This window comes from Candidatus Methylacidiphilales bacterium, assembly GCA_030054035.1.
GTDB lineage: Bacteria > Pseudomonadota > Gammaproteobacteria > JASGCS01 > JASGCS01 > JASGCS01.
Genome location: JASGCS010000001.1, coordinates 148,273 through 165,807, shown reverse-complemented (window position 1 = coordinate 165,807; position 17,535 = coordinate 148,273). Strand labels below are relative to the sequence as shown.

21 protein-coding genes and 3 tRNA genes are annotated in these 17,535 nt (G+C 31.2%); 15 read left to right on the top strand and 9 right to left on the bottom strand.

Annotation, left to right across the window (positions count from 1 at the left end):
• The first annotated feature begins 6 nt into the window (after positions 1–6).
• The 14 genes from QM538_00935 to QM538_00870 all read left to right on the top strand — a co-directional run bounded on the left by QM538_00935 (position 7) and on the right by QM538_00870 (position 10,647).
• Complete coding sequence (locus QM538_00935; GenBank protein MDI9347057.1) at positions 7–1,233, top strand: chorismate-binding protein; 1,227 nt, start codon at positions 7–9, stop codon at positions 1,231–1,233.
• On the top strand, positions 1,185–2,006 hold the full coding sequence (locus QM538_00930; GenBank protein ID MDI9347056.1) for an aminotransferase class IV: 822 nt from the start codon (positions 1,185–1,187) through the stop codon (positions 2,004–2,006). The genes QM538_00935 and QM538_00930 overlap by 49 nt, the downstream gene beginning before the upstream one ends.
• Entirely contained in the window at positions 1,996–3,066 is a 1,071-nt protein-coding gene (gene mltG / locus QM538_00925; protein ID MDI9347055.1) for an endolytic transglycosylase MltG, read from the top strand. The genes QM538_00930 and mltG overlap by 11 nt, the downstream gene beginning before the upstream one ends.
• Positions 3,067–3,088: 22 nt before the next feature.
• The gene (locus QM538_00920; GenBank protein ID MDI9347054.1) at positions 3,089–3,472 is read left to right on the top strand and encodes a PilZ domain-containing protein; all 384 of its coding nucleotides are present in this window, start codon (positions 3,089–3,091) and stop codon (positions 3,470–3,472) included.
• Between the two features lie 135 nt (positions 3,473–3,607).
• Entirely contained in the window at positions 3,608–4,333 is a 726-nt protein-coding gene (locus tag QM538_00915; GenBank protein ID MDI9347053.1) for a LuxR C-terminal-related transcriptional regulator, read from the top strand.
• 32 nt (positions 4,334–4,365) lie between these two features.
• On the top strand, positions 4,366–4,989 hold the full coding sequence (gene tmk / locus QM538_00910; protein ID MDI9347052.1) for a dTMP kinase: 624 nt from the start codon (positions 4,366–4,368) through the stop codon (positions 4,987–4,989).
• A 14-nt stretch (positions 4,990–5,003) separates the two neighbouring features.
• On the top strand, positions 5,004–6,041 hold the full coding sequence (locus QM538_00905) for a hypothetical protein (GenBank protein MDI9347051.1): 1,038 nt from the start codon (positions 5,004–5,006) through the stop codon (positions 6,039–6,041).
• Entirely contained in the window at positions 6,031–6,657 is a 627-nt protein-coding gene (locus tag QM538_00900; protein MDI9347050.1) for a hypothetical protein, read from the top strand. Before QM538_00905 ends, QM538_00900 begins: the two co-directional genes overlap by 11 nt.
• Positions 6,642–8,321 carry a GIY-YIG nuclease family protein gene (locus QM538_00895; protein ID MDI9347049.1) on the top strand — a complete coding sequence of 560 codons (1,680 nt, stop codon included), beginning with the start codon at positions 6,642–6,644 and terminating at the stop codon, positions 8,319–8,321. The genes QM538_00900 and QM538_00895 overlap by 16 nt, the downstream gene beginning before the upstream one ends.
• 53 nt (positions 8,322–8,374) lie before the next feature.
• Positions 8,375–8,932 carry a CDP-diacylglycerol--glycerol-3-phosphate 3-phosphatidyltransferase gene (gene pgsA, locus QM538_00890; GenBank protein ID MDI9347048.1) on the top strand — a complete coding sequence of 186 codons (558 nt, stop codon included), beginning with the start codon at positions 8,375–8,377 and terminating at the stop codon, positions 8,930–8,932.
• A gap of 52 nt (positions 8,933–8,984) precedes the next feature.
• A tRNA-Gly gene (locus tag QM538_00885) sits at positions 8,985–9,060 on the top strand.
• 25 nt (positions 9,061–9,085) lie between these two features.
• Positions 9,086–9,156, top strand: a tRNA-Cys gene (locus tag QM538_00880).
• A gap of 9 nt (positions 9,157–9,165) precedes the next feature.
• Positions 9,166–9,254, top strand: a tRNA-Leu gene (locus tag QM538_00875).
• A 208-nt stretch (positions 9,255–9,462) separates the two neighbouring features.
• The gene (locus QM538_00870; GenBank protein ID MDI9347047.1) at positions 9,463–10,647 is read left to right on the top strand and encodes an aminotransferase class V-fold PLP-dependent enzyme; all 1,185 of its coding nucleotides are present in this window, start codon (positions 9,463–9,465) and stop codon (positions 10,645–10,647) included.
• Here the strand turns inward: QM538_00870 and QM538_00865 are convergent.
• The 3 genes from QM538_00865 to rpmF all read right to left on the bottom strand — a co-directional run bounded on the left by QM538_00865 (position 10,637) and on the right by rpmF (position 12,902).
• Entirely contained in the window at positions 10,637–11,593 is a 957-nt protein-coding gene (locus QM538_00865) for a beta-ketoacyl-ACP synthase III (protein ID MDI9347046.1), read from the bottom strand. The genes QM538_00870 and QM538_00865 overlap by 11 nt on opposite strands.
• An 18-nt stretch (positions 11,594–11,611) precedes the next feature.
• Positions 11,612–12,622, bottom strand: coding sequence for a phosphate acyltransferase PlsX (gene plsX / locus QM538_00860; protein MDI9347045.1), 1,011 nt, complete (start codon positions 12,620–12,622; stop codon positions 11,612–11,614).
• A gap of 67 nt (positions 12,623–12,689) precedes the next feature.
• A complete protein-coding gene (gene rpmF, locus QM538_00855; protein ID MDI9347044.1) occupies positions 12,690–12,902 on the bottom strand; it encodes a 50S ribosomal protein L32 in 213 nt (70 codons plus the stop codon).
• Between the two features lie 90 nt (positions 12,903–12,992).
• Between rpmF and QM538_00850 the strand changes: the two genes are divergently transcribed.
• Positions 12,993–13,589 (top strand): Maf family protein, encoded by a 597-nt coding sequence (locus QM538_00850; GenBank protein ID MDI9347043.1) that lies wholly within the window; start codon positions 12,993–12,995, stop codon positions 13,587–13,589.
• On the opposite strand, the gene QM538_00845 is transcribed toward QM538_00850, so the two are convergent.
• The 6 genes from QM538_00845 to QM538_00820 are packed head-to-tail and all read right to left on the bottom strand — an operon-like array spanning position 13,575 to position 17,526.
• Positions 13,575–14,042, bottom strand: coding sequence for a phosphatidylglycerophosphatase A (locus tag QM538_00845; protein ID MDI9347042.1), 468 nt, complete (start codon positions 14,040–14,042; stop codon positions 13,575–13,577). The two genes, QM538_00850 and QM538_00845, sit on opposite strands and share 15 nt — an antisense overlap.
• Positions 14,020–14,928: a thiamine-phosphate kinase gene (locus QM538_00840; GenBank protein ID MDI9347041.1), complete on the bottom strand. Its 909-nt coding sequence runs from the start codon at positions 14,926–14,928 to the stop codon at positions 14,020–14,022. The genes QM538_00845 and QM538_00840 overlap by 23 nt, the downstream gene beginning before the upstream one ends.
• 2 nt (positions 14,929–14,930) lie before the next feature.
• On the bottom strand, positions 14,931–15,326 hold the full coding sequence (locus tag QM538_00835) for a transcription antitermination factor NusB (protein ID MDI9347040.1): 396 nt from the start codon (positions 15,324–15,326) through the stop codon (positions 14,931–14,933).
• Positions 15,311–15,817, bottom strand: coding sequence for a 6,7-dimethyl-8-ribityllumazine synthase (gene ribH / locus QM538_00830; protein ID MDI9347039.1), 507 nt, complete (start codon positions 15,815–15,817; stop codon positions 15,311–15,313). The genes QM538_00835 and ribH overlap by 16 nt, the downstream gene beginning before the upstream one ends.
• A gap of 1 nt (position 15,818) precedes the next feature.
• Positions 15,819–16,901, bottom strand: a complete 1,083-nt coding sequence (gene ribB, locus QM538_00825) for a 3,4-dihydroxy-2-butanone-4-phosphate synthase (protein ID MDI9347038.1) — start codon at positions 16,899–16,901, stop codon at positions 15,819–15,821.
• Entirely contained in the window at positions 16,882–17,526 is a 645-nt protein-coding gene (locus QM538_00820) for a riboflavin synthase (protein ID MDI9347037.1), read from the bottom strand. Before QM538_00820 ends, ribB begins: the two co-directional genes overlap by 20 nt.
• Positions 17,527–17,535 lie beyond the last annotated feature (9 nt).

Here is a 17,535-nt window from a genome sequence, read left to right as displayed (position 1 = left end):
TATTTCTTGACAATTTGCCCAAAACCAATTTTTTCTTCAATAGATGATGTGGAGAAAACACGATTAGTTTTTTACTCATCTCTTAACAATGAATCTAACAATGCTCATTATGTACCAAGAAATTTAAAAAGAATTTTTTTATGGAAAGGTGAGGGGGTTTATTCAGATAATGGAGACTTGATCTCAAATAATTTTTTTGAGACTCTTGACACATATTCCCAAAAACAATCTATTGTGAATCCTGAAGGTGGAATTGTTGTTTATCTAAGTTTTGAAGCAAGCTATCAAATTTATAAAATTGAAAATCCTAGAAAAGATTTCATTTACGGTTTTGTGTATGAGTATACTTCAATGGATAAGTATGATTATTTTACCCCGCTTATTTCTAGTTCATTAAACTTAAACGGATCGCCACTATCACTTTCCTATAACTACCATACTCCAAAAAATATTTACAAAAATATTTTTTCACAAATTAAGGACTCAATATACTCTGGCGAAGTGTATCAAGTAAATACTGGTATAAAAGTTTCAATACATTCCTCATCCCCGATTCATCTGTTATCAGTATTCTTAAGTTCAATTAAGCATAATCCCTCATTTTATTCGACATATTGTAATTTACCAGAATTAAAATTAGTTTCATCTTCCCCTGAATTGTTATTTTCATGGGAAAATAATAAAATTACCACCGCTCCAATTGCAGGAACTTATGCACCAGGTGTTTATGCGGATATTTTAAAGTTCAAAGATAGCTCAAAAGAAATCAGTGAACATTTAATGCTTGTTGATTTAGAACGTAATGATTTGGCAAAGATTAAATTCGCAAGCAAAGTTAAAGTAAAATCTTTTGCGACTATAGAAAAAACCTCCAGTGTATCACATTTAGTTTCCTATATACAAGCGCAGCTTTCTGAATTTTTATTTTCTTCTGTTTTTCCTGCAATTTTTCCAGGTGGTTCTATTAGTGGCTGTCCGAAATACGCTTCTCTTAAGTATATTAAGTCACTGGAAGTTGATATTAGAAACTTCTATACTGGAACTATTGGATTTTATAATTACAAACGAAATGCTAAATTTAATATTTTAATTCGCTCCATTCAAATGGTGGAAAATGATTTTATTTTTCATGTTGGATCAGGGATTGTTTATGATTCTAATGTATCTAGTGAGTGGGAAGAAATATGGCAAAAAGCGAAACCTATGTACAAAACTATTTTTTCAATAGTGTAGTAGCAAAGCCAATGTATCATTATTCAGATTATTTGATTGAAACTATGAGAATTATAAACAATCAAATCCCTTTAATTAATCTCCATATCAAAAGACTATTAATATCAATGCCTCACCTTAAATTGCCGACAGATTCAATTGTTGCAATACAAGAATATATAAATTTTGAAATCAGAAAAGAGAAGATTGAAACTGCAATTGGGCGTTTAACTATTTCAAGAAATAAATGTAATGTCTCTAGTGAGCAAAGCGGGCTTTCATCAATAAATTTCAATCTAAGCATAAAAAAAACTCTAAAGATTCAAAATAAGATGTGCGATATTGATTTGACAGCTTTTGTTTTTCCTCAAAATAATATCTATCTTAACTATAAAACTGGAAATAGACAATTATATAATTTAGCTACACTATCAAAAATAAATGTTAATTCATTTCAATCACTTTTATTAGACAGTAAAGAATATATAATTGATTGTGAAAATTATGGTATATATTGGATTATCGACAACAACGTTTACACTTCAAGTCTAATCTCTGGGAGTTTGTTGAGTGTTTCTAAAATGGCAATAGATAAAATATTAACTAATAATTCAATGGATCTACAATATGTTTACACACATTACTCTTGTCTATATAAAGCCCAAGCTGTATTTTTAGCTAATGCTGTAAACGGTGTTATTCCAGTGTCAACATTTGGTATGTGCCATTATTCGACAAACCATCCATTAATTGAATTATGCGCAACTCAACTTAATAATCTATATGTATCGTAGATACAAAAGATTATTTATTTTTATATCAGCCAGTAGTATATTTCTTCTATTAGCAATGCTCTATTTAATTTACACTTTTTTATTCGTCCCGTTAAAATTTAAATCACAAATTAATTATGCCGCTATTAATTTCTGTGAAAAGTCTAACGCTAATGATTATATACTAATTAAAAAAAGAAGCACAAAAATAAAAATTGTTGAGATGGTTAGAGAAAACACAAATCTAAATTTCGCACAAGATATACTAGCTCGACGATATATTGGTGTTTTTTTATGGGATTTATTGTTTTTTAATTCGCATCCAAAATACGGTATTTATTCTGTTAATAATTCTACTACTTTGTACGATTTATTCAATTCAATTGCTTCGGGAAGAACTGCAAAGGTAAAAATAACAATACTTCCAGGAGTTACATTATTTGATATCATGAAATCCATGAATACTTCAGGTATTTTTAATACAACAATTACTTTTGAAACTATTCGTAATAAGATGCCTGAATTAAAAAACATATATGATCTTGAAGGCAGACTTTTTGTTGATACATACTGTGTGGAATATCAATCTGATCCAAATAATCTTATTGTCAAAAGTTATGAAATATTCGATCTAACGCTCAAGAAAATTCTTGCTTCACATAAATTACCTAATCAGATTAAATCAGTAAACGACTTACTGACTTTGTCGTCAATAGTTGAAAAAGAAACAAGTGTTGAATTTGAACGACCATTAGTTGCAGCAGTTTATTTGAATCGACTTAAAAAATTTATGAAACTTCAAGCTGACCCTACAGTAATTTATGGTTTGGGAGATGCCTACAATGGAAACATCACTAAACAGCATCTAAAAACGTACACACCATATAATACCTATGTTATACGTGGATTGCCACCAAATCCAATTTCAACAATTCAAACATCTTCTATTATTGCTGTTCTAAATCCCGCAAAAGTGGATTATTTATTTTTTGTTGCAAAAAGTACTGAAGGCAAATCGCATAATTTTAGTACTACTTATGAGCAACATAAAAAATATGTAATTCAATATTTAAAAAATTAGAAAATAGTGTTAAAATACCAAAATGACTGAAAATATATCACCTAAAGATCAAAAACCACAAGCTCTTAGGTCTGGAGGCTTACTATCCTTAACCATAGTAGACAAAAGTGCGTTATATAGTTCTTACATGCCTTATGTTATAAATGGAGGAATTTTTATACCCACAACTAAGGATTATAAATTAGGTCAAGATATTTTTCTGCTACTCCAATTAAATGATTCACCTGAAAAAATACCAGTCGCAGGTAAAATTATATGGGTGACACCTAGTGGCTCTACTTCAATTAAAGCGAAACCAGGAATTGGAGTACAATTTAGTGAAAAGGATAATGGATCGACACAAAAAAGAATTGAGATAATTTTGGGTGGTTCTTTGGTTTCTGAGAGACTAACTCGGACTATGTAGCGCCTTTTTTTGGTTTTTTACCCTTATATTTGCCTATTTTATAAAATTCTGATTTTTAAAATTATTAATAAAAGCATGATTTTTTATATAAAATTATGATATATTATTTTAAACAAAATATTAGGAGGTAGTAACATGAACAATGTAAAAGTAATAATAATAGATGCCAATAAAATCAGTATGGAGCAAGTTAAGGAATTAATTTCTGAACACGGTGAGCTTATTCACGTAAGTCGCGTTTTTACTTCTTTATCAGAAGTTCGTGAATACTGCAGAGCTTCTTTTCCAGACGCGCTTTTTTGTAATCTTGACATGTCAGAGTTTGGTAGTTCTCAAACATTACGATCCATTTCAAAAATGTCAGGACATATTGCAATAATTGGATATTTAACGAATTTTAATGCTTTATTTCTTTCTTATGCTGAGCGAAATAAGTATTTGGATGCCGTGATATCACCAACAACTTCGAAGAGTGAAATTAAAAAGTGCTATCAGACCGTTATGCTCAAAAAGGGTAGCAAGACCACAAAGAAAAAATTTTTCTCAAGCGAAGTTAAAAAATTTCTAAAAGATTGTAAAAATAACCCTAAATATACAAAGTTATTTTCATTCATGGAAATACTTTCTTCTAGAGAGCTCGATATTTTTTTACTACTATATTGCAAGTTACGGAATATTCAAATGGCGAAATGTTTGAAAGTAAGCGAGAAAACAATAAGTTCGCACAAGACAAATATTTTAAAGAAAGGTAATGTGAGATCGTTTGATCAACTAAAAATCAAAATTAATTATTTAGTAGAACCAAACCAAAGCAATATCCTGAACGCAATTGATAAATTTAAAAAAAGTCATAACGATTGAAATAATACAATCAAATTTACCAATGCTCACCTATGGGTATTGGTAAATTTGTAGTACTTGAAGGTTTGGATGGTGTTGGTAAAACTACCCAATTAAATAGATTAAAAAACCGACTCCTTACCTCGGGCTTTAAAGTTCACTCAACTCAAGAGCCAGGAGGAATTGAACTTGGCGATTTTGTGAGAGTTGCAATAAAGGAAAAGCGGTTTGATTGGAAAACTAATCTTTTCTTATTACTTGCTATGAGAAACCGGCATGTTATTACAGAAATTTTACCAAGACTTAAAGAAGGGTACTGGGTACTTTGTGACAGATTTGTGGATTCCACTTATGTTTACCAAGGAATAGAGGGGGGGTTTTCTGCTCAATTTTTAGATCAGTGTCATAATGTTATACTGCCAAAAGAATTGATACCCATTACCATCTATTTAGATATTTCTATTGATAAATTACTTACAAGGATATCAAGTAGAAGTATTTTACTAGATAGATATGAAATATATTTACATAGTAACCATGGATTATTGTTAGACAAGATGAGAGATATGTATCTTCAGCGATTTCAAAATAGCCAAGATAAAAATAAAATTCTTATTGATGCTTCAACCAATGAGGATGAAACTTTTTCCAAAATATGTTCTTATCTGAATGTATAATTGGGCTGACTTAAATGATTAATACGAACACTGCGTTACCTCATAAACATTACTACCCTTGGTTTAATGAACTTATGGGGAAAGTTATTACGGAGGCTGGTTATAAAACTCACATTAAACCACTATTAATTAAATCAGATCATCAGTGTGGGCTGAGATTATTTGTTTTACGACTAAGTCAATATTTATTGTGTATGAATAAAGCAAATAAACAAACTCCATGTCAATTATGTGATGCGTGTAAATGGATGTCTGCTGGAACACATCCAGATTTTATTGTTTTAAATTATTTATCATATCCACTAATATCAGAGCAATCAATAGGTAAAAAAATCTCAGTTGAGGAATTAAGAAATTCTGTGCAGCAATTTTCAAAATCCCCAACATCGACTTTAGGTGTGGTGGTATTTATATCTGAAATAGATACTTTTAAACGCAAAGAATCAGACATTTTATTAAAAAGCATTGAAGAATCTAAGGATAATATTATATTTATTTTAACTGCACATGATATTACAAAAGTTTCTAAAACAATTAAAAGCAGGGTTCGTCAAATTTGGCTTCGAGGCCCAACTTATCTTGAGAGAAGTGAATATATAATTTCTAGAGTTGCAAGCAATTCAGTATTAACAAATTTTCTATTTGATTTAGATAATCCTGAATTATCCGAGCAATCATTAGTTGAATTGACTTCAATTTTTATCAAGTTTAAAAAATTGTTTCTTTCAGCTAACATCAAATTACTATTTCAATTCTTAAAGGATTTTAGTCAAAATGAGTACTACTGTCTTCAAATACTTCGTTGGCAGTTATTTATAAATACTTATATTTTAATGTGTCTCAACGAAATACCCACTCAACCTATAAATGAAGTAATCAATAGAGATGAAATTAATACGTTGTTAGTTTTACATAAATCCGTAGACAGGCTTTGGTCAATCCAAGATGGGCTTTTAGAGCTAATTAAAATTATTAACGAAAAACAGTCAGTTATTTCGCCAACTAAGATACTTGAACATTCATTACTTTTATGGGATATTTATGCAGAGTAAGTTAAATGGATATTATCTTCAGCCCACAATTACCATAGGGGTGTTGGCTAATAATGTAAGTGATATAAAAATATTATCTAAAATATATTCTTCTTTTGGAAAGTGTTTAGTTGTTAATTCTAAAAAACCTTCAAACATTTTTAATAAAACGATTTGCTCTTGTGATATTATTATTATAGATTTAGATTATATACTCGATCAAGATACTATTAAAAAAGCAATCGATTTTATTGAGTATAAAAATATCCACACAATGGTTATCTTCAAGATAAAAGGATCGTTACTATTAGGTAAATATAATTATTATCTAGTTAATACTAAACCAACTATAATAAGTATTCCTGCAATAAATGATTTTATTAGTTATTCTAGTTATCGTGAATTATTTAAACAGAAATTAAAAACACAAACACCATGCTACCTAACAAAAAGAGAAATTGATTATATTAAAGCGTATATAAAATGTTCTGGAAATAATAAGTTAATCGCACAATCGCTTTCAATACTACCTAAAGTGGCGTACTTCTATAAAACTAAAATCATCCAAAAATTTAATAATAGCCCTATTGACGAAGTCATTGAAAAGATTCATATACTCAATTGCGTTTTGAAATAAATAATCTTCACGCGCTACCAACTTATAGCGGCGTCTATCTCATGTATGGTGAGTGTAATGATTTGATTCCTTTATATGTCGGTAAAGCTAAAAATCTCCATAATCGAATATTAACTTACAAGCAAATAAACCTCGATCCCAAAACAAAATCTTTAATGTGCAATGTAAAAGAAATCGAAATTATCCAAACAAATAATGAAAATGATGCTTTATTACTTGAGTATGAATTAATTAAGCGGTACTCTCCAAAATACAATATTATATTTCGTGATGATAAAAGTTACACAACAGTCGAGTTATCTAATGAAAACTATCCATGTGTAAAATTATCTCGTGCATCAACAAAATCTCAACACCTCATTCGTTTTGGTCCGTTTACTAAAAAATCTCAAGCTAAAAATTTAATTGAAATTATACAAAAAAAATTTATGCTTAGAACATGTTCAAGTTCTACTTTTACCAATAGAACACGCCCATGTTTATACTATGAATTAAAACAATGCACAGCTCCTTGTGTTGAGTATGTTAATACATTTCAATATCAACTTCAGGTAAATCAATGCATTGATTATTTACAAGGCAATCATTTATCTAGTACTGGAGAAACTAATGAAAGTTTGCTTGATAAAATCAATCTAGCTTCTAAAAAATATGATTATGAAAGCGCCATTGTGTTTCATAACACTCTTCAGTTGCTTGATCAGGCTAGACAAAACTACAATTCAAAAAACAATAGAGACATTATTGCAATTATCAAACATCCATCTCATCTATGTTTTCATCAAATTGCCATAAGAAATGGAATTATGGTTTTGAGCACCACAAGAATTGAACCCATCTCATTTTTATTGTCAGAGATGGAGCTCTGTATTTCTGGTGTGTTAGCTTGTCTTAACAAATTACCAATGTTGCCTGCTCTTCAATTAGAAATAATTTACCCTATATTCCCAATTGCAGAATTACAAAAAGCACTTTCAATTTATTTTTCATTCACAATATCTATAAATATTATTAATAATTCTAAAGAAATCTCGAGTGATTATTTTTATAGTCTTGCCATACACTCAACTCTAACAACACAAAATCATCAATTATCACCAATTAAATTAATTCAGGCTTTACAAGAATACACTATAAATTGGAAAGATATTAATTCAATTGAAACAGTAGATGCTAGCCATTGGCAGGGCAGGGGTGCGTCTATTGGAATAGTTCACTTTGATCAAACTGGTTTTACTAGAAATAGATACCGTTCCTATTTAGATACAAATACAAAAAAAAGTCAGAATGATCTTGAGATGATTGGAAATGCATGCGATAAGCATTTCTCACACTTATCAAAAAATAATATTAGCTTTCCCTCATTATTTTGTATTGATGGTGGTTTAACTCATTTACAATATATCTACTCTAATTTTCTCTATAAATATATACCTAAAATATCATGTTTATCTGTTTCTAAAGGCAATTTAAGAGCTTCAGGTGATTTTACACTTCATTATTACCAAAATGATAATTCAACCAGCTCAACTCACGCCACAAAATTACCATATATGCTTATGTACTTACTTCAAAGTATCACAGATGAAGCGCATAAGTATACAAATTATTGGTCTGAAAAAAGAAGGATCAAATATGATTTTAAGAATCAAAATAAAATTTAACAATTATGTTTCTTCTATCATTTTACAAGTAAAATATCAAATATATAATCTGTATGACATTTTCAAATATAATCACACTTCTAAGAATAATAGTAACACCCGTAATTGTTTTTTTCATTTTATATTTTAATTATTCTAAAAACTACACGTATCTTAATTTTGCAATTCTACTTCTAATTTTAGCTGCAATTTCAGATTGGTTAGATGGCTATATTGCTCGCGTGTATAATCAAGTAACGTCTCTTGGCAAAATGTTAGATCCTCTTGCTGACAAGATCATTATTCAATTAACTTTAATTACTATAATTGTTCTGTACAATACTGATTTATTCATTATTACCTGTATAATTCTTATTCATCTAAGGGAGATCATTATTCTTGGTTTAAGAGAGCGAATGGGGCAATTAGGCGTTTCTTCTATTGTACAGGTTTCTTTATCTGGTAAATTTAAAACAACTCTTCTTTTTCTTTCGATAATATTGCTACTTTTAAATTATCAATTTTCTGATCATTTTTATACTCTTGGTAAATATTTTTTATTATTGTCATTAGTTTTATCTTTGTATTCAATGTTTATATATATATTTAAATCAATCCCTTTTTTAAAATAATTTATTCATCACTACTATATAATATTAGTGGATAATAGTGGGAAATTATATTGCGGGAATAGCTCAGTTGGTAGAGCACAACCTTGCCAAGGTTGGGGTCGCGAGTTCGAGTCTCGTTTCCCGCTCCAAATATTTTATTATTTGGCTGTATTTGGCTGAGTGGCAGAGTGGTCATGCAGCGGCCTGCAAAGCCGCGTACGTCGGTTCAATTCCGGCCTCAGCCTCACCTTATTGCCTAGGTGGCGAAATTGGTAGACGCAAGGGACTTAAAATCCCTCGGAGCTTAAACTCCATGCCGGTTCAAATCCGGCCCTGGGCACCATTACAATTATAAATATAATTTTTATTAGCTCGGTTTTTTTTCTTGTTCTTCTTTTAACTGTTTTAAAACTTCGCTGACTTCAAATTCGTTTATAGTTTGCGTTTTTTCACTTTCTTTTTCTTCTTTACCCATATATGTTTAATATTTTATAGTAAATTATATATTAATATTACATTAATACAAATTAAATTATTACATAATATCTATTATGCGAAGTTATAAAAATTCTAAAAGTGCCTATTTAAACAACGCAGGTCAATCTCTGTTGCTAAAACAAATCAAAGTAAAAATTCAAACTTGGCTAGATCAAACTTTTAAAAATAAAATAAATAATAACAATATATTAGAAATAATTAATGGTTCTAAAATAGAATTTACAAAGTTACTATTAGGCGAATACAACTATGAAATTGCAAAGAATAATATTACATTAATTAATAACACATCTACTGGATTAAGCGCGATTGCTTTTGGACTTGAGTATAAAAAAAGAGACAACATACTTCTAAGTAAATACGAATTTCCTTCTAACAGATATGTGTGGGAAGAGGTATCCAAAAGACATGGGTGCGAAATAGTATATGTAGATACGTCAATTGAAGAAATTGATTGGACAGAAGCTTATTTAAAAAAAATTAATAAGCACACAAAAATAATAGCAGTGAGTTCGGTGCAATATTTGCAAGGATCCCAAGTAAATTTACAAAAATTAAGCAAAGCATGTGTTGAGAATAACTGCTTACTTATAGTTGACGCAATTCAGCAAATTGGCGCTTTCAGTCTTTGTATTAATAAACCGGAAAATATTGATGCAGTCGTTGCTGGAAGTCACAAATGGTTAAACGGAATAAGTGGACTAGGTATTATGTATTGTAGTGATAAATTATTACACAGATTAAATAGTACTTTAGTTGGATGGAGAAGTGTTAAGGAAATAAATTTTGAAAAGCACCCCTCTCCTGCTATATCTAAAAAAATAAGGAAGTTGGAAAATGGTAACCCTAATTTATTTGGAACAGTTGCACTATATGAATCACTCAAAATGATTAACAAAATTGGAATAAAAAATATCTCAAAGAAAATTCTACATAATTGTAATCGTATAGATAAAATAATGTGTTTATTTTCAGATAGAATTAAATTACTTGCTCCTGAAACTATGCGCACACCTAAGCTTTCAGGAATCTTAACATATACATTAAAAAATAAAAATGGCTCACCTAAAAAACCTCAAGATTTATACGAATATCTTTTAAATAATAATATAATCACCTCAATTCGAGCGGGAGGTATTCGATTATCACCGCATTGGTACACGGATGAAAGTGAGATTTTACATTTTGAAAAGATAATTATTAATTACTTGCAGAAAATAGAAAAAACTAAACCTTAATTGGCCAAGTAAATAAAGCGCCTCCCCAAGCAAAACCACCACCAAATGAAGCGAGCACAACTAAATCAAGCGCTTTAATAAAATTATTCCTATTTGCATAATCTAAAGCAATCGGAATAGATGCGGCAGAAGTATTAGCGTGTCTATCAATCGTTTTAATAATTTTATCTGATGAGATTTCTAATTTTTTACCAATAGATTCAATAATTCTTAAATTTGCTTGATGTGGGATTAATAATGAAATTTTGCTTTGGTCTAATTTATTACGATCTAGTAAATATTGAATTGTGTTAACCATCTCAACTACTGCATACGTAAAGACTTTTTTTCCATCCATTTTAATGAAGTTAGTATTCGGATCAGAATATAAATCATTGATAAAAGAACCGTCGCTCTTAAAATAAGTATCAAATAAAACATCGGAAGAGGATCTTTCAAGTATTACAGCTCCAGCACCATCGCCAAACAAAACACAAGTTGACCTATCATTCCAATCAACTATACTTGAAATTACTTCAGAGCCAATTATAAGAGCTTTAGATATTTCTGGACATGACAAGAATAATCCACGAGCGGTATGTAAGGCTAACGTAAAACCGCTACAAGCTGCAGAAACATCAAAAGCTTGGCATTTTTTACTGATACCAAGTTTATTCTGAACTCTGCAAGCTACAGATGGTAAATTCCTGCCAGGTGTACAAGTAGCTACAATCACTAAATCGATGTCTGAAGCGGAAATTTTAGCGTTTTCTAGGGCATTTTTTGAAGCCTCAACGGCATAATTAACCACCGCATCATCTGCACTAGTCGTTTTTGTTATAAAGCGTTGTTCAATCCCTGTCCTTGATTTTATCCAATCGTCTGTTGTATCGACTAATTTTGAAAGTTCGGAATTTGATAGTAGAGTGTCACCCATACAAGAACCAGTGCCAATAAGTCTAATCATGCTTTAATCCACATATTACTAGTTATTATAGTACTTAATTTTTTGTTCAATTTGATTAGGTAGATCTGCCTTAATTTGCTGGATAGCAATCTGTATAGCATTTTTAAAGCCTTTAATATTTGTGCTACCGTGGCTTTTAATAATAATTTTATTTAATCCTAAAAAACTAGCTCCATTGTAATTTGAAGGGTCGTATTTATTTTTCAATTTTAGCAACATTGGTAATGCCATAAGTCCAAATATTTTTAACATAATGTTCTTTGAAACTTCCCTTTTGGTTTCATGAATTAAATATCGCGCTAACCCTTCACACGCTTTAAGGACTGAATTACCTGTAAATCCATCGGTAATGACAATGTCACTCTTGTTTGTAAAAATAGTATCCCCTTCTATAAATCCTTTATAGTTAAGTAGAGATTTTTCAAGTAATTTAGAAGTTTCTTGTACCAAAGGACTTCCTTTATGTGATTCACTCCCAACATTAAGCAAAGATATTGATGGTGATTCAGTAAAGTCAGTTGCGGATACAAGAGCATGGGACATAATTGCGAATTGATATAAATTTATTGGCTCACAAACTACATTTGCTCCTAAATCCAATACCCAAGTTTTACCATAGAGAGTTGGAAATGGCGCGCAAATTGCAGTTCGGATGATTCCCTGAATTGGTTTAATTAGTAAATGTGATAGCATCATTAACGCACCAGTGTTTCCAGCACTTAACCCTCCATCCGCCCTGCCCTCTTTTATTAACTCAATCATCACCCTCATAGAGCTATCTTTTTTTCTGATTGCCTTTGAGGGCTCTTCTTCCATAGTTATAATCTCTTCAGCAAATACATACTCAATCTGTGAAATATTACTTAGCTCTTTAGCGTATAAATTATAGGATTTTTTATCTCCAATAAGCAAAAATGCTAAGTTTTTATCTGTACAAGAATTAACTAATTGGATGGTTGCAGGTATTGAAACTTCAATTCCATAGTCGCCACTCATTAAATCAATTGCTAAGACATATTTTTTAGTCATAGTAGCTCGAGGTTAAAATCAAGACACCAAGGCCTATATTAAAAATTAATCTAAATTTAAAATTATTCTAAGTTGAAGAAGAATCTGTTGAGATTGCATCTTTCTTTTGCTTAAAGGAGACAATTTTTTTATTTTTATAAAAACCATTAGGTGAGATATGATGTCTAAAATGCAACTCACCGGATTGTTTGTCCTTAGCTACATTTGTTTTGGTTAATGCATCATGAGCTCTTCGCATCCCTCTACGGGAAGAAGTAGTTTTACCTTGTTGGACTGCCATTTATACGCCCCCTACTGTGTTTATTTGTTCATTCATTGTTACATAATACCATTTTTTTCTATACTACGAAAGCACTATATAATAAATATCATGGATATTATTTTAGCTAGCTCTTCGGTTGCTCGTTCAGCTCTGATGAAAAGACTTCAGATCCCGTTTAAGGTATTTCCACCCAATATTGATGAAAGCCCACTACCTTTTGAGCTACCCAATCGTTACGTAACACGATTAGCGTATCAAAAGGCATTAGCAATCGCTCTTAAGTTTCCAAAATCTATCGTGATTGGCGCTGATCAGGTATGTGTTTATAAGCAAGCTTTTTATGGCAAACCTAAAACATTTTCTCAAGCTTTTATGCAGTTGAAAGAATTTTCAAATAAAAAAGTTTACTTTTATGGCGCTGTTTCGGTGATTTATTTAAAAAATAAATCAGTGCAGAAAAAATTGCATATAACTACAGTATATTATAAAAAACTAAGCAGTCCATTAATTCGGGCTTATCTTAATAAGGATAAACCGTACAGTTGTGCAGGAAGTCTTAGATCAGAATCATTAGGTCTAATGTTATGTAAAAAAATTATCTCCCCTGATCCTTCAGCATTAATTGGTATGTCCTTAATTGATATCTCACAAATGTTGAACATAATTAAACCAAATTTTATACTCCATTACTCAATAAAAAAATAAGAGTAATTGCAAAATAACATTTGTTTGAATGCCAGCTACACAATCATCTAGCATCACGCATATTGAATAACGACTCCTGGTATCAAAAAAACGCACCAATCCCCATTTATGGATATCAAAATACCTAAAACACAAAAATCCTACTACTAGCGTAAAGAAAGTTGGATTGATAGCGATAAAAACAAAACACATCCCTGCTAATTCATCAATAACAATCCAAGATGGATCGTGACTGATTGAAGTATTATTCCTTATGACAATAATTAATAGCGTACCTAATACCGTCAATCCAATTCCAAGATAAAGCAATAAGTCGTTATGATTAGCAGCAAAGAAATATATTATAGGAAGAAATACTAAAGATGCAATAGTACCAGGAGCGTATTTGGAATAACCAATTCCAAAAAAACTTAAAACCGCTTTATTTGCTCTAATCAAAGTGCTTGAATCCATGACTGCATTGAAAAATTGATTTATTCAAAATGTAGCATATCTTATTGGAATTGTTCACGATACCTATTTGAGTGTATCCAAACTGGGTAAGATTTTTTTTTGAAGTCATGCAGAGAGTATAATCTTCACCGCCAGTAATAGCTAACTTAAACTTTTCTCTTTGGGATAATTTTTTGCTATTTTCTAATTTATGGTTAAGGGGTATTTTATTAATGAAAATAAATGCTCCTTTTGAGCCAAGTATCTTAGGTAAGTCTTCAACTAATCCATCTGAAAGATCTATTACCGAACTAGCTAACAATGAAGCCTGAACATCCCTTTTCGAATAATGTACCCACTCATTAGAGTTTGGTATTTTTCCATACAATTTTTGATGTATTGCCACAGTGCCTAGTGGTGCTCCAATATAAATTTTATCGCCATTTGTAGCTTTTTTTCTAAAACGCAACATTGAACTTGACGCATTTCCTATCACTGTAGTTGTGATAGAAAGCGTTGGACTTCTTGAGGTATTTCCACCAATCAGAGCGCAATTGTATATTTTAAGATCAAAAAGCAATTGATTTATAAATCTAACACACCAGTTTTTATTTAGTTTAGGGGCATTAATTGAAAGTAAGAGGTATTTTGGTATTCCTCCCATAGCAAAGATATCACTTATTGAAGAAATGCAAGATTTGGTTGCGATTGATTCAGGCGTGTCTTTACTGCGAAAATGCACCCCACTTGTTTGGGTATCAGTAGTTAGAATAGTTTTTTTATGAGAAGTAATCACTGCTGCGTCGTCTCCAATCCCAACAATAATTGATTTATCTCTTTCAGTTACCTTGCTATGAATAAAATTTAATAGCCCCGCTTCGGTGAAATTTTTACCTTGCCGATTCATTTTTAAAGTGGTGAAGCTATTTCAAGTCGAAATTTGTCAAGTACTTTGTTAACTAACTTGTATCCATCTTGAGAGCCGTACTTTTTTGATAGCATAATACATTCATTTATGGTAAACACTGGGTTTGACTCTCTGGTATTTAAAATTTCATATGCCCCAATAATTAAAATCAATTGTTCAATTACATGAAGACTTTCCCAATTAAAGACTATAGTTTGAATTTTTTTTGTAAGAATCTCTTTAGCCTGAATAATCGATTTTGCAGCATCGCTTGTTTCAATTGATGGCGCGTGGTTTATATCAGATTCAATTTCAACATTATAAATTAATTGATACAAATATACCAATAACGCCTCTCGTTTAGCTCTTCTTTTTCTGTTACTTATTGTCGCTGCCATACTTTACATAATAGAACCAAAGAAATAGCAAACTCTTCTCCTTTGCCAAGAGGTTGGGCGAATACTCGGCTTTCAGCTTGATCAATTGAGTTTGTAGTTAAAATACCATTTATGGTAGGTACGCTGTAGCGCATTGCAACAGAAAGCAAGGCCTCACTTGATTGTGTGGAGATTATTTCAAAGTGAGGGGTTTCCCCCTTGATGATGCATCCTATCGTGAGTAATGAATCACATGCATTTTGGGAAAATAGATTGTTTGCGAGTTGAGGTATTTCCCAAGCACCAGGAACTAAAAAATGTTGGATATTTTTATCTTCAATACCCAATCTGTTAAAAGTCATAATAGATTGTTTGAGCAAATTTGAAACAATATTCTTATTCCAATGAGTTGAAATTATGGCGATTTTCCCACATTTTAAAGCGTTTATTTTTTTAAAACGACTTTTTGAAAGATTTTTAAAAAGTTTAACAAATTCAGAATATTGTTGCATTTTAAAATTCTATGTGATCAACTATGTTTAAACCAAATCCAGTAAGCCCAGGGTAAGATTTTGGAGCGCCAAGCACGACAATATTTTGAACACCGAGTGATTTTAAAATCTGTGAACCCAATCCAATCTTTCTCTCCACGATAGGGTTAGCAGGTTCTCTTAAGTGGTTTTGTTTTTTAAATAACACAACCAATACTGCACTCCCAGAATGTTTCTGTATTACATCAAGTGCTTTATAGAGTGCTGAGTGGTTCACTTGTTGGTTATTTTGCTTGCCTATCTGAATGGTATCAATGAGAAAATCAGCGACATGGACTCTCGCCAAAACAGGGTTGCTGTTTATAACTCCTTTATGTAACGAATAATGTGTGCAATCATTTAGGAGATCTTTAAAGACAGTGAGAGTATAATTTCCAAATGGGCATGTAATTGGTTCTTCTGAAATTTTTTCAACGGTAAACTCTCGCTCGAGTCTTTTTTCAATTATTTGCTGGATGCTTATCATTTTTAATGAGTGGATCTTGGCGTATTCAATTAAATCTTTTTTTCTTGCCATAGAACCATCTGGATTTAATATCTCGCAGATAACGGCTGAATGTGACGCTGCCTTAGCAAGTTTTGCAAGATCTAAACCAGCTTCAGTATGACCAGCTCTAACTAAAACACCTCCATCTTGAGCTAATAAAGGAAAGATATGGCCAGGACTTACTATATCCTCATGAGTGCTTTTTGGATCTATCGCAACCAATATTGTATGGGCTCTATCTTTTGCAGAGATCCCAGTTGTCACCCCTTCTTTTGCTTCGATAGATACCATAAATTGCGTTGAATTGCTACTTTTATTTTGTGATGGAGGTACCATCGGATATAATTGAAGTTGTTTACAGATATGTTTCGTTACGGTTAGGCAGATTAGCCCACGACCGTAGGTTGCCATAAAATTTATAGCTTCAGGGGTTGCGTAATTTGAAAGCAAGACTAAATCACCTTCATTCTCCCTGTCCTCATCGTCAGTAACAATAATCATTTTCCCGTCAATAAGGTCATTTACAGCTTCTGATATACTAGATCGAAATGTGTTCATTTTTTTTATTCTCTAAATATAAATTAACATGTTTTAAAATTATCTTGCCTATATAGTCAACTTCGATATTAACAAGAGAACCGATCTTTAAATATTGCAAAGTAGTGCAACTGAAGGTATGTGGAATAATTGAACATACAATCTCTCCATTGTAATATCTGATTATAGTGAGACTTATGCCTTGAATTGCAATTGAGCCACTAACCACAATAAATGGACTTATGTCTACTTTATTCGGTTTAAAACTAAACTCAATTGATGGTGAATCAATTGAGTTAGTGATACCGGTGATAGTTCCAGTAGTATCTACATGTCCCTGAACAATATGGCCACCAAATAAAGTTTTTATGGTTGAGGCTCGCTCAAGATTTACGCATGTTTCAGAAACATAACTTGAAATTACTGTAACTAATTTAGTCTGTGCGCCAATCTGAAACTCACAGAGAGTTGAATTTGTATTGATTTCAAGGTGCTTTATAGTTAAACATACACCATCAATAGAAATACTTTCACCAATTTCTAATGGTGTATTACTAATTGAGTTCGGGATTTCAACAGTAAGAGTTGAAATCGTAGCATTATAATCTCGCACTATCCCAATTGTTTGAATTATTCCTGTAAACATATCAAAATT

Bases quoted from the DNA above. Each gene is read 5' to 3' on its own strand.
- QM538_00930 (MDI9347056.1), top strand. From the start codon at position 1,185: ATGGCAAAAAGCGAAACCTATGTACAAAACTATTTTTTCAATAGTGTA.
- mltG (MDI9347055.1), top strand. From the start codon at position 1,996: ATGTATCGTAGATACAAAAGATTATTTATTTTTATATCAGCCAGTAGT.
- QM538_00920 (MDI9347054.1), top strand. From the start codon at position 3,089: ATGACTGAAAATATATCACCTAAAGATCAAAAACCACAAGCTCTTAGG.
- QM538_00915 (MDI9347053.1), top strand. From the start codon at position 3,608: ATGAACAATGTAAAAGTAATAATAATAGATGCCAATAAAATCAGTATG.
- tmk (MDI9347052.1), top strand. From the start codon at position 4,366: ATGGGTATTGGTAAATTTGTAGTACTTGAAGGTTTGGATGGTGTTGGT.
- QM538_00905 (MDI9347051.1), top strand. From the start codon at position 5,004: ATGATTAATACGAACACTGCGTTACCTCATAAACATTACTACCCTTGG.
- QM538_00900 (MDI9347050.1), top strand. From the start codon at position 6,031: ATGCAGAGTAAGTTAAATGGATATTATCTTCAGCCCACAATTACCATA.
- pgsA (MDI9347048.1), top strand. From the start codon at position 8,375: ATGACATTTTCAAATATAATCACACTTCTAAGAATAATAGTAACACCC.
- QM538_00870 (MDI9347047.1), top strand. From the start codon at position 9,463: ATGCGAAGTTATAAAAATTCTAAAAGTGCCTATTTAAACAACGCAGGT.
- QM538_00865 (MDI9347046.1), bottom strand. From the start codon at position 11,593: ATGATTAGACTTATTGGCACTGGTTCTTGTATGGGTGACACTCTACTA.
- plsX (MDI9347045.1), bottom strand. From the start codon at position 12,622: ATGACTAAAAAATATGTCTTAGCAATTGATTTAATGAGTGGCGACTAT.
- rpmF (MDI9347044.1), bottom strand. From the start codon at position 12,902: ATGGCAGTCCAACAAGGTAAAACTACTTCTTCCCGTAGAGGGATGCGA.
- QM538_00850 (MDI9347043.1), top strand. From the start codon at position 12,993: ATGGATATTATTTTAGCTAGCTCTTCGGTTGCTCGTTCAGCTCTGATG.
- QM538_00845 (MDI9347042.1), bottom strand. From the start codon at position 14,042: ATGGATTCAAGCACTTTGATTAGAGCAAATAAAGCGGTTTTAAGTTTT.
- QM538_00840 (MDI9347041.1), bottom strand. From the start codon at position 14,928: ATGAATCGGCAAGGTAAAAATTTCACCGAAGCGGGGCTATTAAATTTT.
- QM538_00835 (MDI9347040.1), bottom strand. From the start codon at position 15,326: ATGGCAGCGACAATAAGTAACAGAAAAAGAAGAGCTAAACGAGAGGCG.
- ribH (MDI9347039.1), bottom strand. From the start codon at position 15,817: ATGCAACAATATTCTGAATTTGTTAAACTTTTTAAAAATCTTTCAAAA.
- ribB (MDI9347038.1), bottom strand. From the start codon at position 16,901: ATGAACACATTTCGATCTAGTATATCAGAAGCTGTAAATGACCTTATT.
- QM538_00820 (MDI9347037.1), bottom strand. From the start codon at position 17,526: ATGTTTACAGGAATAATTCAAACAATTGGGATAGTGCGAGATTATAAT.